Genomic DNA, 14,779 nt, shown 5'->3' on the forward strand with positions numbered 1-14,779 from the left:
GGCCGGGCTTCGCAGCCCGGCCCGTTCCAAGAAAGGCGAAGAAAGGCGCGGCGCCTCCCCGGAAGGGAGAAGCGCCGCGCGGTGGTCAAGCGCCCGCGACCGGCGTGGAGGGCGCCGGGGCGCGGCGGACCATGCCGCGCACCAGCCCGAAGGCCACCCAGAGCAGCAGGATCGCCGCCACCGCGAGGAAGGAGGCGCTGATCGGCCGCTCCATGAATACCGTCGGGTCGCCGCGCGACAGCAGCATGGCGCGCCGCAGGTGTTCTTCCATCAACGGACCCAGGATGAAGCCGAGCAGCAGCGGCGCCGGCTCGAACTTCAGCAGCATCAGCAGGTAACCCAGCATGCCGAAGAACAGCACCAGATAGATGTCGAACACGTTGTTGTTCACGCTGAACACGCCGATGCAGATGAACAAGAGGATCGCCGGGTAGAGGATGCGATACGGGATCTGCAGCATCTTCACCCAGATGCCGATCAGCGGGATGTTTAGCACCAGCAGCAGCACATTGCCGATCCAGAACGAGGCGACGAGGCCCCAGAAGATCTCCGGATGCTCGGCCACGAGGCGCGGGCCAGGCTGCACGCCGGCGATGATCATCGCGCCCAGCATCAGCGCCATCACCGCGTCACCCGGGATGCCCAGGGTGAGGGTCGGGATGAAGGCGGTCTGCGCCGCCGCGTTGTTGGCGGATTCCGGCGCCGTCACGCCTTCCACCGCACCCTTGCCGAAGCGCGACGGCTCGCGCGCCACCTTCTTCTCGACCGCATAGGCCATGAAGGAGGCGATGGTGCCGCCCGTGCCCGGCAGCGCGCCGAAAAAGGCGCCGATGCCGGTGCCGCGGGCCATGGGCAGGGCGGAACGGCGCCAGTCCTCGCCGCTGGGCACCATGGAGCGGAAGGTGATCTTGGGCGCATCCTCCGCCGAGCGCTTGTCCTTGATGCGGTTGATGCTGCCGATCACCTCGGCCACGCCGAACAGGCCCATGGCGAGGGCGACGAGGCTGAACCCGTCGGACAATTCGGGGATGCCGAAGGTGAAGCGTTGCTGGCCGGTCTGCACGTCCGTGCCGACCATGCCGAGGCACAGCCCCACCAGCACCATGACGATGCCCTTGACCGGCGAGCCCGACGTGAGCGTCGCCGCGGCGATGAGGCCGAGCAGCATCATGGCGAAGTAGTCCGCCGGGCCGAACATCAGCCCGACCTCCGCCAGCTTGGGCGAGAAGAGCGTAAGGATGATGATGCCAAGCGACCCGCCGACAAAGGAGGCGATGGTGGTCATGAACAGCGCCACCCCCGCCCGGCCCTTCTTCGCCATCGGGTAACCGTCGAGGCAGGCGACGGCGGCTGAGGGGGTGCCCGGCAAGTTCAGCAGGATGGCCGCGGTGGAACCGCCATAGGAGGCGCCATAGTAGATGCCCGCCAGCATCACCAGCGCCGTCGTGGGCGGAACGTGGAAGGTCAGCGGCAGCAGCATGGAGATGGTGGCCAGGGAGCCGATGCCGGGCAGGACGCCGACAAACGTGCCGAGGAACACGCCGATGAAGCAGTAGAGCAGGTTCGTCGGCGAGAAGGCGGTCTCGAAGCCGAGCGCCAGGTTGGCGAGGAGTTCCATCAGAAATTCCACCGGAAGGGATGCAGGGGGATGCCGAGGCCCCAGGAGAAGACCAGCACGGCGATGGCGGCGAGGCAGACGGCCATGATGGCGATCTCGACCGGGCGGATGGCGACGCGCCCCATGGCCGTGATGCCGACCAGCACGGCAGTGGCGGCGACCAGGCCGAAAGGCTCGACCACGAAGGCAAAGGCGAGGATGCCGGCCACGATGGCGAGGAAGGGCCGCGTGTCGAACTGCACCCGCGTCCCGGCGCGGAACAGGGCGGGCAGGAAGATCAGCGCGCCGAAGCCCGCGACCAGGCCGCCCAGCACGGCCGGGAAGAAGCCGGGCCCCATGCGGCGCAGCTCGCCGATATTGTACTCCCCGAAGGCGTGGAGCATGAACCACAGGCCGAAGACGGTCAGCACCGCTCCCCCCAGCATGTCCATGTAGTCGCGCGAAGTCGTCATGGGTGGCGGCGTCTCCTTGCGGGGCGCCGTGCCCCGCCTCGGAGGCGAAGGCGGAAGCCAAGCCTGGGGGCATCACCCACCTGGCTCGTTCCCTGACGGGCGCGTCCGCCCGCTTCCCGGCACCGGGATTTATGACTTGGGCGTCATATGAACCGAGGTTATCCTGTTTGCAATACAGAGTTCAGCTAATTTTCAGCATCCATGCCATCCGCCGCCTTCAACTGGCGCGAATTCAATAATTCCATGGAGTTGACCCGGAGCCTCCAGCACTAGTGCACCGCCTTCCGGAAAGGCGCGTCCGCCCACCCGGCCGTCGCCCAGCACCATGATGGCCGGGGTCCGGTGCCCCACCAGGACCCGCACCGCGCCGGGCGGAACCGGGGCGAAGAACAGGCGGCGATGCTCCGCCAGTACCCAGTCGAGGCGTCCGGCCGCATAGTCATCGGCCAGCAGCGAGTCCGTGACGCGCACCCGCGCCGCGCCTACCATCTCCTCCGCCGTGTCGCGCGCCCGGAAGACCGGCCCGGCGAGCACCGGTTCCTCCACCCTCACGCCCAGTTCTGCGAGGCGCTGCCCGATCTCGCGCGACTGGGCGCGGCCGCGCGGGGCGATGTTGCGCTGCCCGGCGCGGTCCCCCACGCGGAAGGAACGATCGCAAGGCTCGCCCTGCGTGTCAGCATGGCGGAAGAACAGGGTCACCCCGCCCGCGCGGATGCGCGCGAGAAGCGGCGCGGCCTCCGGCGCGTCCCAGCGCAGCGGGACCAAGCGCCCATCCTGCGCCGAGGCGCGCGGGATGCCCGGCAGGGTGAGGAAGGCCATGACGGAGCGTCGGTACAGCCGCAATCGTTCCTCCACCATCAGGCCCCTCTCCATCAGGGGGCGCGGCGACGCGTCGTCAACCGCAACGTCTATGTTGCGAGTAACTCGCAATTGCACTATCCCGGATCGGCAGCAAGGAGACTCCCCCATGGCGACTCGCGGCCTTCCTTCCTGGCCCTGGCTCGATGCCGAAGTCGCCGACCTGCCGGAGGCCGAGGCCCTGGCGCTGGACGCCATGCGTGCGTGGGCGGAGGACGGCCCGGGTGGACCGATCGCGCAGGCGGCGTTGGTCCTGGCTTCGGCCGGGGCCGAGGGCGCGGCCCTGCCCCTCAACGCCGCCCTTCGTGCCCTGCCCGGCCTGGTCCCGGCCTGCCGCGTCTGCCCGGGCGTCTCACGGTGCGAAGCGGATTTCCTGCTGGCGCTGACGGCGGCGCAGGCCGGGCGGCGATCGCTGGCGCTCGCCATGCTGCACCGGGTCGCGCCGCCGCTCGCCGCGTATCAGGCCATGCCGGGCGTCATCAGCCTCGCCTGCGCGCTTCGGCGGTCGGGTCTTGTGTTCTCGGCGCCTTTCTAGGCGCAGGCCGGCGTCTGGGCAGGGGGACAGCGAGCGCGTGCGACGCTTCCAGCGCGGCGACCAGCGACGTCTCCTCGACGGCATCCAGGTTGCAGCGGGTGATGCCCATGCGTCCCCACCCGCCCGCCAGCGGTGCGAAGACGTGAGGCTCCCGCTCGCAGAAGAAATCGCGCAGGTCCTGGCTGAACATCAGGTTGATGTCGCGTGCCGCCTCATCGAGCGTGGCGAAGGTCTTGCGCGGGGTGCGGAAGGCGATGCGGTGCCAGTGCGGCGCCTCGCTGGCCCCCGGCAGGGCCAGGGCGAGTTGCCGTGCGCGTGTCACCGAGACCGCCATCCGCTCAGGCCGGCGCTGCGCCGACCGGCGGCTGCGCCGGGCGCCACACGCCGGGCCGCACCGCCGAGGCCGTGAACAGCCCGTAAACGGTGATGCCCAGCGCGACGGCGAAGAACTGCCCCTCCATGCCGAAGCCCAGCACGTCGGCGAAGAGCCAGCCGCCCCCCACCGCGATGCCAAGACGCGACAGGCCCGCCGCAACCGGCCAGCCCATGCGCCCCGCCCCCATGGCGCCGAAATACATCGCCATGCCTAGGCCGAACCCGCCAAAGGCCGGGCCGATCAGCACCAGCGCGGTGGCGGCGATCTGCGCCACCTCCTCGTCCGACGCGAAGAGGCGGGCGAAGCCCAGCGGAAAGAACGCCACGGCCAGCCCCACCACCGAGCAGACGACGAAGGCCATGGCCCCGCCCACCCAGGCGGTGCGGCGCGCCATCTCCCAATCCCCCTGCCCCACGGCGCGCCCGACCAGGGCGGTCAGCGCCGACCCGACACCGAAGGCCAGCGGGACCATCATGAATTCCAGCCGCGCGGAGACGCCATAGGCCGCCACCACCGCCGGCCCATGCTGGGCGAGGCGCGCGGTGACGAGGATGGTGGCGAGGTTGGAAACGGCGGCCAGCGCGCAGGCAACCGCCCCCACCGCGAGGATGCGGCGGAACAGCCCCCATTCCAGCCGGGCGCGCAGGTCGGGCCGGAACCCGGCCGCGCCGCTCAGCACCACCGCCAGCATCGCCGCCGCCCCCGCCCAGAAGCACAGGGCAAAGCCAAGCCCGAGGCCGGACAGCCCCATCCCCAGCGGCTCGGCCAGCACCCAGCCCACCGCCGGATAGGCCAGCCAGCAAAGGTTCAGCACCCGCGCCGCCAGCCCGTGGCGCCCACCGCCGCGCAGGACGGAAGCGAGGGTGTTGGCGAGCCAGGCCGGCACCGCCCCGGCGCCGAACAGCCAAGCGGCATAGGGCACGCCGGCCGCGGCCGCTTCCGGCCCACCGATCAGCGTCAGCACCGGCCGCCCGAACACGGCGAGCGGGATGATGAACCCCACGGCGAAAAGCAGCGCGATCAGGATGGCATGGAGGGCGAGGCGCGACGCCTCCTCCGGCTTGCCGCCGCCCAGGGCGCGGGCGATGGCGCTGACCACGCCGCCGCCCATGGCCCCCGCGCTCATCTGGCCCAGCAGCAGGGCGAAGGGCAGCACCACCGCCCAGCCCGCCAGCGCGGCGCGGCCCTGGCGCGCGGCCAACCAAGTCTCGATCAGCAGCGCCACCACCTGCAGGGCCGAAAGCAGGGTGGTGGGCGCGGCGAGCGCGAGGATGCGCCGCGCCAGTTCCCGGGCCGGGGGGCGCCCCGCCGCCGCGCTCACGCGAAGCGCTCCAGCGCGAAGGCGGACAGGTCGGTGTTGGCGGGCGGGCCCAGCATGGCGCGAGCGAGCATCGCCCCGGCGGGGGCGGAGGCGGTGAGCCCCAGATGCCCATGGCCGAAGCAGCACCACAGCCCGGGCCGCGCCGCGACCGGCCCCATCACCGGCAGCGTGTCCGGCAGGCAGGGGCGATGCCCCATCCAGAAGGGCTTCGCGCCTTCGGCGCGGGCGCCGGGCAGCAGCTTGCGCAGGTCGTCCAGCAGCAGGGCGGCGCGCCTCGGGCTGGGCGGGGCGTCGTTCGCCCCGAACTCGACGGTTCCGGCCACGCGCAGCCCTTCCTCCATCGGCGTCACGAAGGCCTTGCGGTCGGCGGGCACCAGCGGCCGCCGCGGCATCAGTCCGGGATCGGGAATCATCACGTGGTAGCCGCGCTGGGCGATCAGCGGCACGTCGAGGCCGATGCGGCGCAGGAGGTCGCGCGACCACGTCCCCGCCGCCAGCACCACGTGCTCCGCTAGCAGCGTCTCGCCTCCGGCGCGAATGCCGGTGACGCGCCCGTTCTCGGTGACGAGGTCCGTCACCTCGGCGCGGCGGATCTCGCCGCCCAGCCGCTCCACGCCACGCGCAACCACGCGGGCATGGCGCAGCGGGTTTAGGATGTGGCCCTGCTCCGGCAGGAAGACGCCGACCGTGTAGTCGGGGCTGATGCCGTTCTCCAGCGCCTCGATCCCGGCGCGGTCCAGGATCTCGGTCCGCTGGCCGTATTCGCGGCGCAGCGCCCAGGCGGACTCGTCCTTCGCGAGGTGCGCCGCGTCCCGGTAGAGGTAGAGCTGTCCCTCGTCGCGCAGCAGTTCCTCCGCACCTTCCTCGCGCAGGATCTCGCGGTGTCGCGTTTCAGCGCCGGCAAGGAGCTGGGACATGCCCTCGGCGATGTCCTGCACGCGCTCGGGCCGCGCGGCCAGCACGAAGCGCCACAGCCAGGGCAGAGCCGCCGGCCAGGCGCGAGGCGGGATGTGCAGCGCCCCCTTCGGATCCAGCAGCATCCCAGGCACGGATTTCAGCACGCCCGGCATGGCCAGCGGCGCGACCGAGCCCTGCGAGATGGCGCCCGCATTGCCGGAGGAAGTGCCCTCCCCCGGCCCGGCGCGGTCCACCACTGTCACCTGCGCCCCGGCGCGCTGTAGGTGCCAGGCGGCGCAGAGGCCGACGATGCCGGCCCCCACCACCAGGATGCGCGGCCGACTCACCGCGTTTCGGTGCGGAAGGACTTCGCGACGATGCGCCATCCCTCGCCGGTCTTCAGCAGGAGGAGGTAGTCGGTGAAGAATCGCGGCGGGATGCAGCAATTCACCTTCACGCAGGCCGCTTCCTCGCCCGCCATGTCCATGGCGAGGATGCGATCCTCGCGCTGCAGCCCCTGCTCGGCGGGCTTGGGGCGGGAGGCCATGCGCTCCAGCCATTCGGCGCGGGGCAGGTCGGTGAGGCTGCCGCCCTCATCCACGGAATACAGGTGGGCGCAGGGGTGGAAGGCGGCGGCGATCTTCGTGCCGTCGCCCTCGTAGAGCCCATCCAGGTAGAGGCGCACGACCTTCTCGATCTCGGCCAGGGCGCCCGGCATCACGGTTCCATCCATCACCCGTTCCTCCAGATTCCGCGCGTGTCGAGCACGACGCGTCCTTCAAGCCGCGCGGGCGGCACGGCGCGGAAGGCAGCGTGGTCCACCAGCAGCAGCAGCGCCGCATCTCCTGCCAGCGCCTCCTCGAGCGTGGCTGGACGCAGCCCGGCAGGCAAATGTTTCAGATGCGGCTCCACCACGCGCACCCGGCATGGGTGGCGGCGGGTCAGCGCCTCCGCGATGGCGAGGGCCGGGCTTTCCCGGAGATCGGCCACATCCGCCTTGTAGGCGAGGCCGAGGCAGATCACCTCCTGCCCCGCCGCGCACAGCGCCGAGGCGCGCTCCAGCCATTCCTCGCGCACCGAAGCGTCCACCGCCCGCACCGCCGGGATCAGCCGCGCCTGGTCCGGCGCGCCCTCGGCAAGGAACCACGGGTCCACCGCGATGCAATGCCCGCCCACGCCGGGGCCGGGCCGCAGCACGTTGACGCGCGGATGGCGGTTCGCGAGCTCGATCACCGCGAAGGGGTCCAGCCCGTGATGGCGCGCGATGGCGGCGACCTCGTTGGCGAAGGCGATGTTCACGTCCCGGAAGCTGTTCTCCACCAGCTTCGCCATCTCGGCGGAGGCGGCGTCGGTGCCCGTCACCTCGCCCTCAACGAAGCCGCGGTAGAAGGCGACGGCGCGTTGCGTCGCCTCCGCATTCGTTCCGCCCGCGAGGCGTGGATTGCGGCGAAGCTCCGTCAGCAGGACGCGCTCCGGCCCATAGGCGACGTGCAGCGCGCGGAGGTCGGGCCGCGCCGCGCGCAGCCGCTGCTCCAGGGCCAGCGTGGTGCCGACCGGCGAGGTGCTTTCCAGCAGCACCAGCGCCTCCTCGCCCAGCAGGGGCGCGATCGAATCCGCCGCCGCCCAGACATGGTCGAGCACTGCGCGCCTGCCGGGGCCGAGCGGCGTCGGCACCGCGAGGACGAAGATTCCGGCTGCGACCGGCGCCGCGTGCAGCGTCAGCGTGCCGTCGCGCAGCGCATCGCGCAGCAGTGGGCGCAATGCCTCCTCCTCGGCGAAGAAGCGCCCTTCGGCGATGGCCTCGCGCCGCGCCGCGTCCGGCTCGACGCCGCCCACCTGGTGCCCCGTCGCCGCCAGCAGGGCGGCGGTGGGTAGTCCGACATATCCGAGGACCAGGACGGAAACGCGCATCCCCGCCAGCTTGGCACCGCCAGGGGCTTCCGCGAAGCGCCCGCCGGGGCGAAGCTGCGCGCCGAGGAGACATGCCCATGACGTCACGCCGCGCGCTGCTGGCCGCCCCGCTGATGCTGCCTGCCCTGGCGCGGGCGCAATCCTCGCGCCCCACCCGCATCATCGTCCCCTACGCGGCGGGGGGCGGCACCGACATCCTGGCCCGCGCCCTGGCGGAGGCGATGCGTCCCTCGCTTCCTGGCCCCATCGTGGTGGAGAACCGCGCCGGCGCGGCGGGCGTCATCGGCTCGGAGGCGGTGGCACGGGCGGAGCCGGACGGGCACACGCTCTGCGCCGTCGTCTCGACGCATGTGATGAACAAGCACGTCATGGCGCAGATGCCCTTCGACCCGCTGCGCGACTTCGCGCCGGTGGCGATGCTGTCGCGCTCCACCTTCGTGCTGGCCGCCATGTCCGCCCTGCCCTTCAACGACATTCCCGGGCTGCGCGCGCATGCCGAGGCCAACCCGCGCAGCCTGTCCACCGGCAGCACCGAGGCGCTGTCCTCCTTCATCGGGCAGGAGTTGGCGCGGCGCCTCGGCATCGAGACGCCGGACGTGGCTTATCGCGCGGGCTCGCAGCTGATGACGGACATCGTCGCGGGCCACCTGCCGCTGGGCTGGACCACCACGGCCAGCGCCACGCCGCACATGGCGACGGGGCGCGCCAAGGTGATCGCGGTGTCCACCGCCACCCGCACTCCCTTCTTCCCCGACGTGCCCACGGCGCAGGAACAGGGCGTCGCGGATTTCGACCTGTCGGGCTGGGTCGCGCTGCTCGGCCCCGCACGGCTGCCCGACGCCGTGGCCGCCCGCCTCTTCTCCGCGGTCGAGGCGGCCTATGCCGACGGAGCCTTCCGCCAGCGCCTCGCCACGCTGAGCATCGAGGCCGACCTGCGCCCGCCCGCCGTGGCGGCCGAGGCGCTGCGCCGCGAGGACCGCATCTGGACCGCCGCCCGCGCCGCCGGCCACATCCAACCGCAGTAAGGACCCCGCATGGCCCACCCCTCGCTCAAGGCCGCCTTCGACGCGAAGAAGTTCATCGTCGCGCCGGGCATCTTCGACATGATCTCGACCAAGGTCGCGGACGGCATGGGATTCCCCTGCCTCTACGTCACCGGCTTCGGCACCGTCGCCTCGCATCTCGGCGTCGCCGATGCGGGCATCGCGACCTATTCCGACATGGTGGGCCGCGCCGGCGCATTCGCCCGCACGGCGCGGACGCCTGTGATCGCCGATGCCGACACGGGCTATGGCGGGTTGCTCAACGTGCGCCACACCGTCCTGGGCTACGAGGCGGCGGGCATCACCGGCATCCAGATGGAGGACCAGGAGGTGCCGAAGAAATGCGGCCACACCCCCGGCCGCCGCGTCATCCCGGCCGAGGACATGGTCTTGAAGATCAAGGTCGCTGCTGAGGCGCGGCGCGACCCCAACTTCCTCATCGTCGCGCGCACCGATGCCCGCACCTCCTTGGGGCTGGAGGAAGCGATCCGCCGCGGCCACATGTATGGCGAGGCTGGGGCAGACATCGTCTTCGTCGAAAGCCCGGAAAGCGAGGAGGAAATGGCCGAGATCTGCCGCTCGATCGACAAGCCCTTGCTGGCGAACATGGTGGAGGGCGGGCGCACCCCCGTCCTGCCCGTGGAGCGGCTGAAGGCGCTCGGCTACGCCATCGCCATCTACCCCGCCGTCGGCTTCCTCGCCGCCGCCAAGGCGCTGGAATCCGCCTACGCCACGTTGCGCGACACGGGCGAACCGCCGGCGGAATCCTACGGCTTCGGCCGCATCTGCGAGCTGATGGGCTTCCCCGAAGTCTGGGAGTTCGAGAAGAAGTGGGCGCGCGAGCCATGAAGGCCCCCATGAAAGCCCTCGTCTTCGACGTCTTCGGGACGGTGGTGGATTGGCGCTCCGGCGTCGCGCGCGAGCTGGCGGGCTACCTTTCCGCGATCGGCCGCACGGACCTCGATCCCTTCGCCCTGGCCGATGCCTGGCGCCGCCGCTACCAGCCCGCCATGGAGGAGTGCCGCTCCGGCCGCCGTCCCTGGACGCGGCTGGACGTGCTCCACCGGGAGAATCTGGAAACGATGCTGGCGGATCACGGCATCACCGGCGCCGACCCGCAGGACCTGGACGCGCTGAACCTCGCCTGGCACCGGCTGGACCCCTGGCCGGACGTGCTGCTGGGGCTGCACCGGCTGAGGCGCCGCTTCTTCCTGGCGCCGCTTTCCAACGGCAACATCGCGCTGCTGGCCAACATGGCGAAGCGCGCGCGCATCCCCTGGGACGCCGTGCTCGGTGCGGAGCCGGTGCAGGCGTACAAGCCGCAGCCCGAAGCCTATCTCCGCACCGCCGGCCTGCTGGCGATGCGACCCGACGAGGTGTGCCTCGTCGCCGCCCATAACGGCGACCTGCGCGCGGCGCGGAAGGCCGGGTTGAAGACCGCCTTCGTTGCCCGCCCGACCGAGCATGGCGAGGACCAAGCCATCGACCTCGCGCCCGAGGAGGATTGGGACGTGGTGGCGAAGGATTTCGTGGAACTCGCGGCGAAGCTGGAGGCCTGACCCCTCAATCGGGGAAGGCGACGCGGATCTCGCCCGGGGACTGCCCGATCCGGGCGGCCTGCCGCGTCGCCAGCCAGAGTGCGAAGGCGGCCTGGGCTTCCTCGCTGCCTTCAAGGTCGGCGATGTCGGGGCGCGCCGCCGGCTTGGGCAGGGGCGCGCCGGAGTGCGACACCGTGACGGTCACGCTGCCCTCCATGCCCCGCGCCGTCACCTGCGCCTCCGCCACCCCGCGCGAGGCCAGCAACTCGCCCAGCTCGACCAGGAAATCCTGCACGCGGACCATGGTGTCGCGTCGCGCGCCCCATGCGCCGCCCAGCGCCGTCGCGCGGTCCTCCGCCTCGCGATGCAGCCCCTCCCCCAGCTTCAGGGTGAAGCGCGCCTCCCGCGCCACGAGCGGCAGGGTGGCCAAGTGCAGCACGAAGGCCGCCAGCGCCCCGAGCGTCAGCGCCGAGGCGAGGGCCGGCAGGTATTCCCGGAAGGTTGCGGGCGCAATCAGCACGGCAAACCCCATCACCAGCCCCAGACCCACCACCAGGGAGCGGCGGATATCGAGCATCCGCACGGTGATGAGCTGGCAACCCGTCGCGATCATGAAGCAGGCGACGTAGAGCAGCATGGCCGCCTTCACCGGCGGCGGGATCAGGATGAACAGCGCCACCAGCTTGGGCGACAAGGCGAGCAGCAGAAGCAGCGCCGCCCCCACCCAGACGATCCGCAGGGACAGGGTGCGGTTGGCGATGGACAATCCGACGCAGGCCGAGGACGGGCCGGGTGCCATGGCCCCCATCGCCCCCGAGGCCGCCAGGGCGACGCCATGCGCCAGGAGGCCGCGCCGCAGCGGTGGGCCATCCGGCCTTTCCCAGGCTCCGTCGGAGGCGCGCTGGAAGGCGACCAGATTGCCGAGGATCGTCGCCTTCGCCGGAAACACCGCGAAGACGAAGGCGAGGACGAGGCCGAGCGACAACCCGTCGAAGCGGGGTGCGACCGGCTCCGGCCAGGCGAACCACGGATTGACGGAGAGCGTGGAGGTGCCGTCCGGCTCCAGTTGCCCGCCGAGCGCCGACATGCCGATGCCGACCGCCGCGCCGATCAGCATCCCGTAGGGCGCCAGGGCCCGGCCGCGCAATGCCACCGCCCCCATCACCGCGAAGGACAGGAAGGTGATCAGGATGTCCCAGGGGATCTCCGTCTCGAAGGGGCGGCCGACCACCTTCAGCACGTCCAGCATCACCGGCAGCAGCGACGCGCCGAGCAGGAAGACCACCACCCCCGCGATCTCGGTCGGGACCAAGGCCTGCGGGCGCGGGATCAGGAAGGTCGCCGCGATGGCGAAGCCGCCCGCGACCAGTAGCAGCGCTCCCGCCTGCGCGGGGCCGAGCCCGGCTCCGGCGGCGAGCAGTACCGCCCCCAGCATCACCGGCGTCGGGATGGAGGGCATCTGGTAGCCCGCGCCGAGAGGCCCGCGCGTCAGCGCCTGCAAGACCTGCAGGATGACGCAGCCAAGCAGGGCGAGGCTGATAAAATTCGCCGCGCCGCGTGCGTCCAGCCCGAAGGCCGAGGCCGCGACCACCGGCAGGACCAGGTAGATCGCCTGCACCGCGATGTGCTGCGTGGCCAGGCCGAGCGAGGCGCCCGCAGGCGCCGCCTCGTCCAGCGCGAAGACCACGCCCTCCGGCCGGGTCCGGCGCTTGTCCCTGGCCCGCTCGAAGCTCACGCCAGCGCCAGGGCCTCGCGCGCTGCATCCCAGGACGCGCGGTCCGGGGCGCAGATCAGCCCGCCCGTGTGGCGGCGCGGCGTGTAGGGCGTGCCGTCGAATTGCGCCGCGAAGCCTCCCGCCTCGGCATGCAGCAGCGCGCCCGGCGCGTGGTCCCAGGGCATCAGCCGATTGTAGACCAGGAGATGCGCGCCACCCGTTGCCGCCAGCCGGTATTCATGCGCGGCGCAGCGATAATTCACCGTGCCGCCGAGGCGGGACAGGCGCGGAAGCACGCGCTCCTTGCGCGCGGGCTCCATGAACCCCCAGGACACGGCGCCGATCATGGAAGCGACGGGCGCGGCGGGTGCAACGCGGCAATCGGTGCGGTGGCCCGAAGGGTCCTCCACCCAGGCGCCCTCGCCGCGCAGGGCGATGGCGGTGTCCTGGCCCAGCGGGTCGTGGATCCAGGCGCCCACCGTCTCGCCATCCAGCACGGCGGCGAGCATCACGCCGAAAAGCGGCACGCCGGCGGCGAAATTGGCGGTGCCGTCCACCGGGTCCAGCACGAAGCACAGCCCCTCGCGCTCCAGCAGGCGCAGCACGGCGGGATCGGCGGCGGCGGCTTCCTCGCCCAGGATCGCCGCTTCGGGCCAGCGCGCGGCGAGTTCCTCCGCGATGCGCCGCTCCGCCGCCTCGTCCGCCTCGGTCACGAGGTCGAAGGCCGAGGCCTTGGCCCGCACCTGCCCGGCAGCGAGGCGCCGGAAGCGCGGCATGATCTCCGACCGCGCGGCGCCGGCCAGCAGGGCCGCGATCTCGCTCGCCTGCTTTGCGCTGAACATCACCGGGGAAGCTGGGCGAAGCGCGCGTGGTCGGCCGGGGAGAGACGGACACGCACCGTCACCCCGTCATCCCTGTCGGCGCGCGACGTCACCTCGCCATGGCGGTACAGCCAGGCGAGGCGCGAGCCGTCCTCCGTCCCCAGGCGGTACTCCCGCTCCTCCATGCCCGCGGCCAGCCGCTCGTCCAGCAGGGCGCGGAGTTCCTCCAGCCCCTCGCCGGTGAGGGCGGAGATGGCCATGGCCCCCTCGGCCCGCGCCTCGATCGCTTCCGGGCCGCCCAGCAGGTCGGCCTTGTTCAGCACCTCGATCGTCCGGCTGCGCCAGCCAGGGTCCAGCGTGGCGTTGGGCCCCTCGGCGAGGCCGTCCAGCACCGTCACCACGTCCTGGCGCTGCGCCGCGCTGTCCGGATGTGCCACGTCGCGCACATGCAGGATGATGTCGGCGGAGGACACCTCCTCCAGCGTGGCGCGGAACGCCTCGATCAGCTGGGTCGGCAGCTCGGAGATGAAGCCCACCGTGTCGGACAGGATGGCGTGCCGGCCGGAGGGCAGCGAAATCTCGCGCATCGTCGGGTCCAGCGTGGCGAAGAGCTGGTCCTGCGCATAGACGCCGGCGCCGGTCAGGGCATTGAACAGCGTGGACTTGCCGGCATTGGTGTAGCCGACCAGGGCGATCACCGGATAGGGCACACGCTCCCGCGCACGGCGATGCAGGCCGCGCGTGCGCCGCACCTGCTCCAGCTCGCGCTTCAGCTTGACGATGCGCTCGCCGATCAGGCGGCGGTCGATCTCGATCTGGGATTCGCCGGGGCCGCCCAGGAAGCCAAATCCGCCGCGCTGCCGCTCCAGATGGGTCCAGGACCGGACGAGGCGCGTGCGCTGGTAGTCGAGATGCGCCAGTTCGACCTGCAGCGTGCCCTCGCGGGTCCGTGCCCGCTCGCCGAAGATCTCGAGGATGAGGCCGGTGCGGTCGATGACCTTCACCCCCCAGTCCCGCTCCAGGTTGCGCTGCTGGACCGGCGAGAGCGCCGCGTCCACCACCACGAGCTCGGCCCTTTGTTCCTGCAGCGCGGCCTTGACCATCTCCACCTGTCCCTCGCCGAGCAGGGTGGAGGGGCGGCGCGCGCGCAGCGGGTGGATGGCTTCATGGACGATGGCGACGCCGATGGAGGCGGCGAGGCTGACCGCCTCGGCCAGCCGCGCCTCGGCGGCGCGGGGCATGGCGCTGGCGGGCGCGAATTCGAGCACGTTGCCCCGCGCCGTGCGCTCATAGGGCAGGATGACGGCGCAGCGCGTCGGTTGGCTGCCCGCGGGCGGGGCTTCAGTCGTCCCGGCCAGAGGACGGCTCCCTGTTCATGGTAAGCGTGGTCTCGCGCACCGGCCGCGTCTCTCCCGAGGGGAGGGTCTGCCCGGTCCCGGCCTGCGGCCCCGCCGCCTGGCCGGCGGCTTGCGGGTCGAACAGCATGATCGGCGCACCGGGCATGACGGTGGAAATGGCGTGCTTGTAGACAAGTTGCGTGTGCCCATCCCGGCGCAGCAGGACGGAGAAATTGTCGAACCAGGTGATGATGCCCTGGAGCTTCACCCCGTTCACGAGGAAGACGGTCACCGGCGTCTTGCTCTTGCGGACATGGTTCAGGAACACGTCCTGCACGTTCTGGGACTTCTCGGGCAC

The 14,779-nt window shown here is 71.7% G+C and carries 16 protein-coding genes; 4 read left to right on the forward strand and 12 right to left on the reverse strand.

Features of this window, described 5'->3' with window-relative positions; translation table 11 throughout:
- Positions 1–85: 85 nt before the first annotated feature.
- From OF850_RS06985 to OF850_RS06995, 3 genes are all read right to left on the reverse strand, one after another.
- Positions 86–1,618 carry a tripartite tricarboxylate transporter permease gene (locus tag OF850_RS06985; protein WP_301589253.1) on the reverse strand — a complete coding sequence of 511 codons (1,533 nt, stop codon included), beginning with the start codon at positions 1,616–1,618 and terminating at the stop codon, positions 86–88.
- Positions 1,618–2,070 carry a tripartite tricarboxylate transporter TctB family protein gene (locus OF850_RS06990; protein WP_301589254.1) on the reverse strand — a complete coding sequence of 151 codons (453 nt, stop codon included), beginning with the start codon at positions 2,068–2,070 and terminating at the stop codon, positions 1,618–1,620. Before OF850_RS06990 ends, OF850_RS06985 begins: the two co-directional genes overlap by 1 nt.
- Before the next feature lie 192 nt (positions 2,071–2,262).
- Positions 2,263–2,928, reverse strand: coding sequence for a histidine phosphatase family protein (locus OF850_RS06995; RefSeq protein ID WP_301589255.1), 666 nt, complete (start codon positions 2,926–2,928; stop codon positions 2,263–2,265).
- Between the two features lie 109 nt (positions 2,929–3,037).
- On the opposite strand from OF850_RS06995, the gene OF850_RS07000 reads away from it, so the two are divergent.
- Positions 3,038–3,463 carry a hypothetical protein gene (locus tag OF850_RS07000; protein ID WP_301589256.1) on the forward strand — a complete coding sequence of 142 codons (426 nt, stop codon included), beginning with the start codon at positions 3,038–3,040 and terminating at the stop codon, positions 3,461–3,463.
- Here the strand turns inward: OF850_RS07000 and OF850_RS07005 are convergent.
- From OF850_RS07005 to OF850_RS07025, 5 genes are read right to left on the reverse strand one after another with little or no spacing between them, the layout of a single operon-like run.
- Positions 3,408–3,785, reverse strand: coding sequence for an MmcQ/YjbR family DNA-binding protein (locus tag OF850_RS07005; protein ID WP_301589257.1), 378 nt, complete (start codon positions 3,783–3,785; stop codon positions 3,408–3,410). The genes OF850_RS07000 and OF850_RS07005 overlap by 56 nt on opposite strands.
- Before the next feature lie 16 nt (positions 3,786–3,801).
- Positions 3,802–5,160: an MATE family efflux transporter gene (locus tag OF850_RS07010; RefSeq protein ID WP_301589258.1), complete on the reverse strand. Its 1,359-nt coding sequence runs from the start codon at positions 5,158–5,160 to the stop codon at positions 3,802–3,804.
- On the reverse strand, positions 5,157–6,404 hold the full coding sequence (locus tag OF850_RS07015; protein WP_301589259.1) for an NAD(P)/FAD-dependent oxidoreductase: 1,248 nt from the start codon (positions 6,402–6,404) through the stop codon (positions 5,157–5,159). Before OF850_RS07015 ends, OF850_RS07010 begins: the two co-directional genes overlap by 4 nt.
- Positions 6,401–6,790 (reverse strand): nuclear transport factor 2 family protein, encoded by a 390-nt coding sequence (locus tag OF850_RS07020; RefSeq protein WP_301589260.1) that lies wholly within the window; start codon positions 6,788–6,790, stop codon positions 6,401–6,403. Before OF850_RS07020 ends, OF850_RS07015 begins: the two co-directional genes overlap by 4 nt.
- Positions 6,790–8,055, reverse strand: a complete 1,266-nt coding sequence (locus OF850_RS07025) for a nucleotide sugar dehydrogenase (protein ID WP_301589261.1) — start codon at positions 8,053–8,055, stop codon at positions 6,790–6,792. The genes OF850_RS07020 and OF850_RS07025 overlap by 1 nt, the downstream gene beginning before the upstream one ends.
- Here OF850_RS07025 and OF850_RS07030 point away from each other — a divergent pair.
- From OF850_RS07030 to OF850_RS07040, 3 genes are read left to right on the forward strand one after another with little or no spacing between them, the layout of a single operon-like run.
- A complete protein-coding gene (locus tag OF850_RS07030) occupies positions 8,046–8,993 on the forward strand; it encodes a Bug family tripartite tricarboxylate transporter substrate binding protein (protein WP_301589262.1) in 948 nt (315 codons plus the stop codon). The genes OF850_RS07025 and OF850_RS07030 overlap by 10 nt on opposite strands.
- 9 nt (positions 8,994–9,002) lie before the next feature.
- Positions 9,003–9,860: an isocitrate lyase/PEP mutase family protein gene (locus OF850_RS07035; protein ID WP_301589263.1), complete on the forward strand. Its 858-nt coding sequence runs from the start codon at positions 9,003–9,005 to the stop codon at positions 9,858–9,860.
- 8 nt (positions 9,861–9,868) lie between these two features.
- A complete protein-coding gene (locus tag OF850_RS07040) occupies positions 9,869–10,570 on the forward strand; it encodes a haloacid dehalogenase type II (RefSeq protein WP_301589264.1) in 702 nt (233 codons plus the stop codon).
- A 4-nt stretch (positions 10,571–10,574) separates the two neighbouring features.
- Here the strand turns inward: OF850_RS07040 and OF850_RS07045 are convergent, their stop codons facing one another.
- The 4 genes from OF850_RS07045 to hfq form a co-directional block, all read right to left on the reverse strand.
- Complete coding sequence (locus OF850_RS07045; protein WP_301589265.1) at positions 10,575–12,284, reverse strand: solute carrier family 23 protein; 1,710 nt, start codon at positions 12,282–12,284, stop codon at positions 10,575–10,577.
- Entirely contained in the window at positions 12,281–13,105 is an 825-nt protein-coding gene (locus OF850_RS07050) for an inositol monophosphatase family protein (RefSeq protein WP_301589266.1), read from the reverse strand. Before OF850_RS07050 ends, OF850_RS07045 begins: the two co-directional genes overlap by 4 nt.
- Positions 13,105–14,352: a GTPase HflX gene (hflX, locus tag OF850_RS07055; RefSeq protein ID WP_408906463.1), complete on the reverse strand. Its 1,248-nt coding sequence runs from the start codon at positions 14,350–14,352 to the stop codon at positions 13,105–13,107. The genes OF850_RS07050 and hflX overlap by 1 nt, the downstream gene beginning before the upstream one ends.
- A 73-nt stretch (positions 14,353–14,425) precedes the next feature.
- Positions 14,426–14,779: an RNA chaperone Hfq gene (gene hfq / locus OF850_RS07060; RefSeq protein WP_301589268.1), complete on the reverse strand. Its 354-nt coding sequence runs from the start codon at positions 14,777–14,779 to the stop codon at positions 14,426–14,428.

The organism is Sabulicella glaciei (assembly GCF_026183895.1).
GTDB classification, from domain to species: Bacteria; Pseudomonadota; Alphaproteobacteria; order Acetobacterales; family Acetobacteraceae; genus Roseococcus; species Roseococcus glaciei.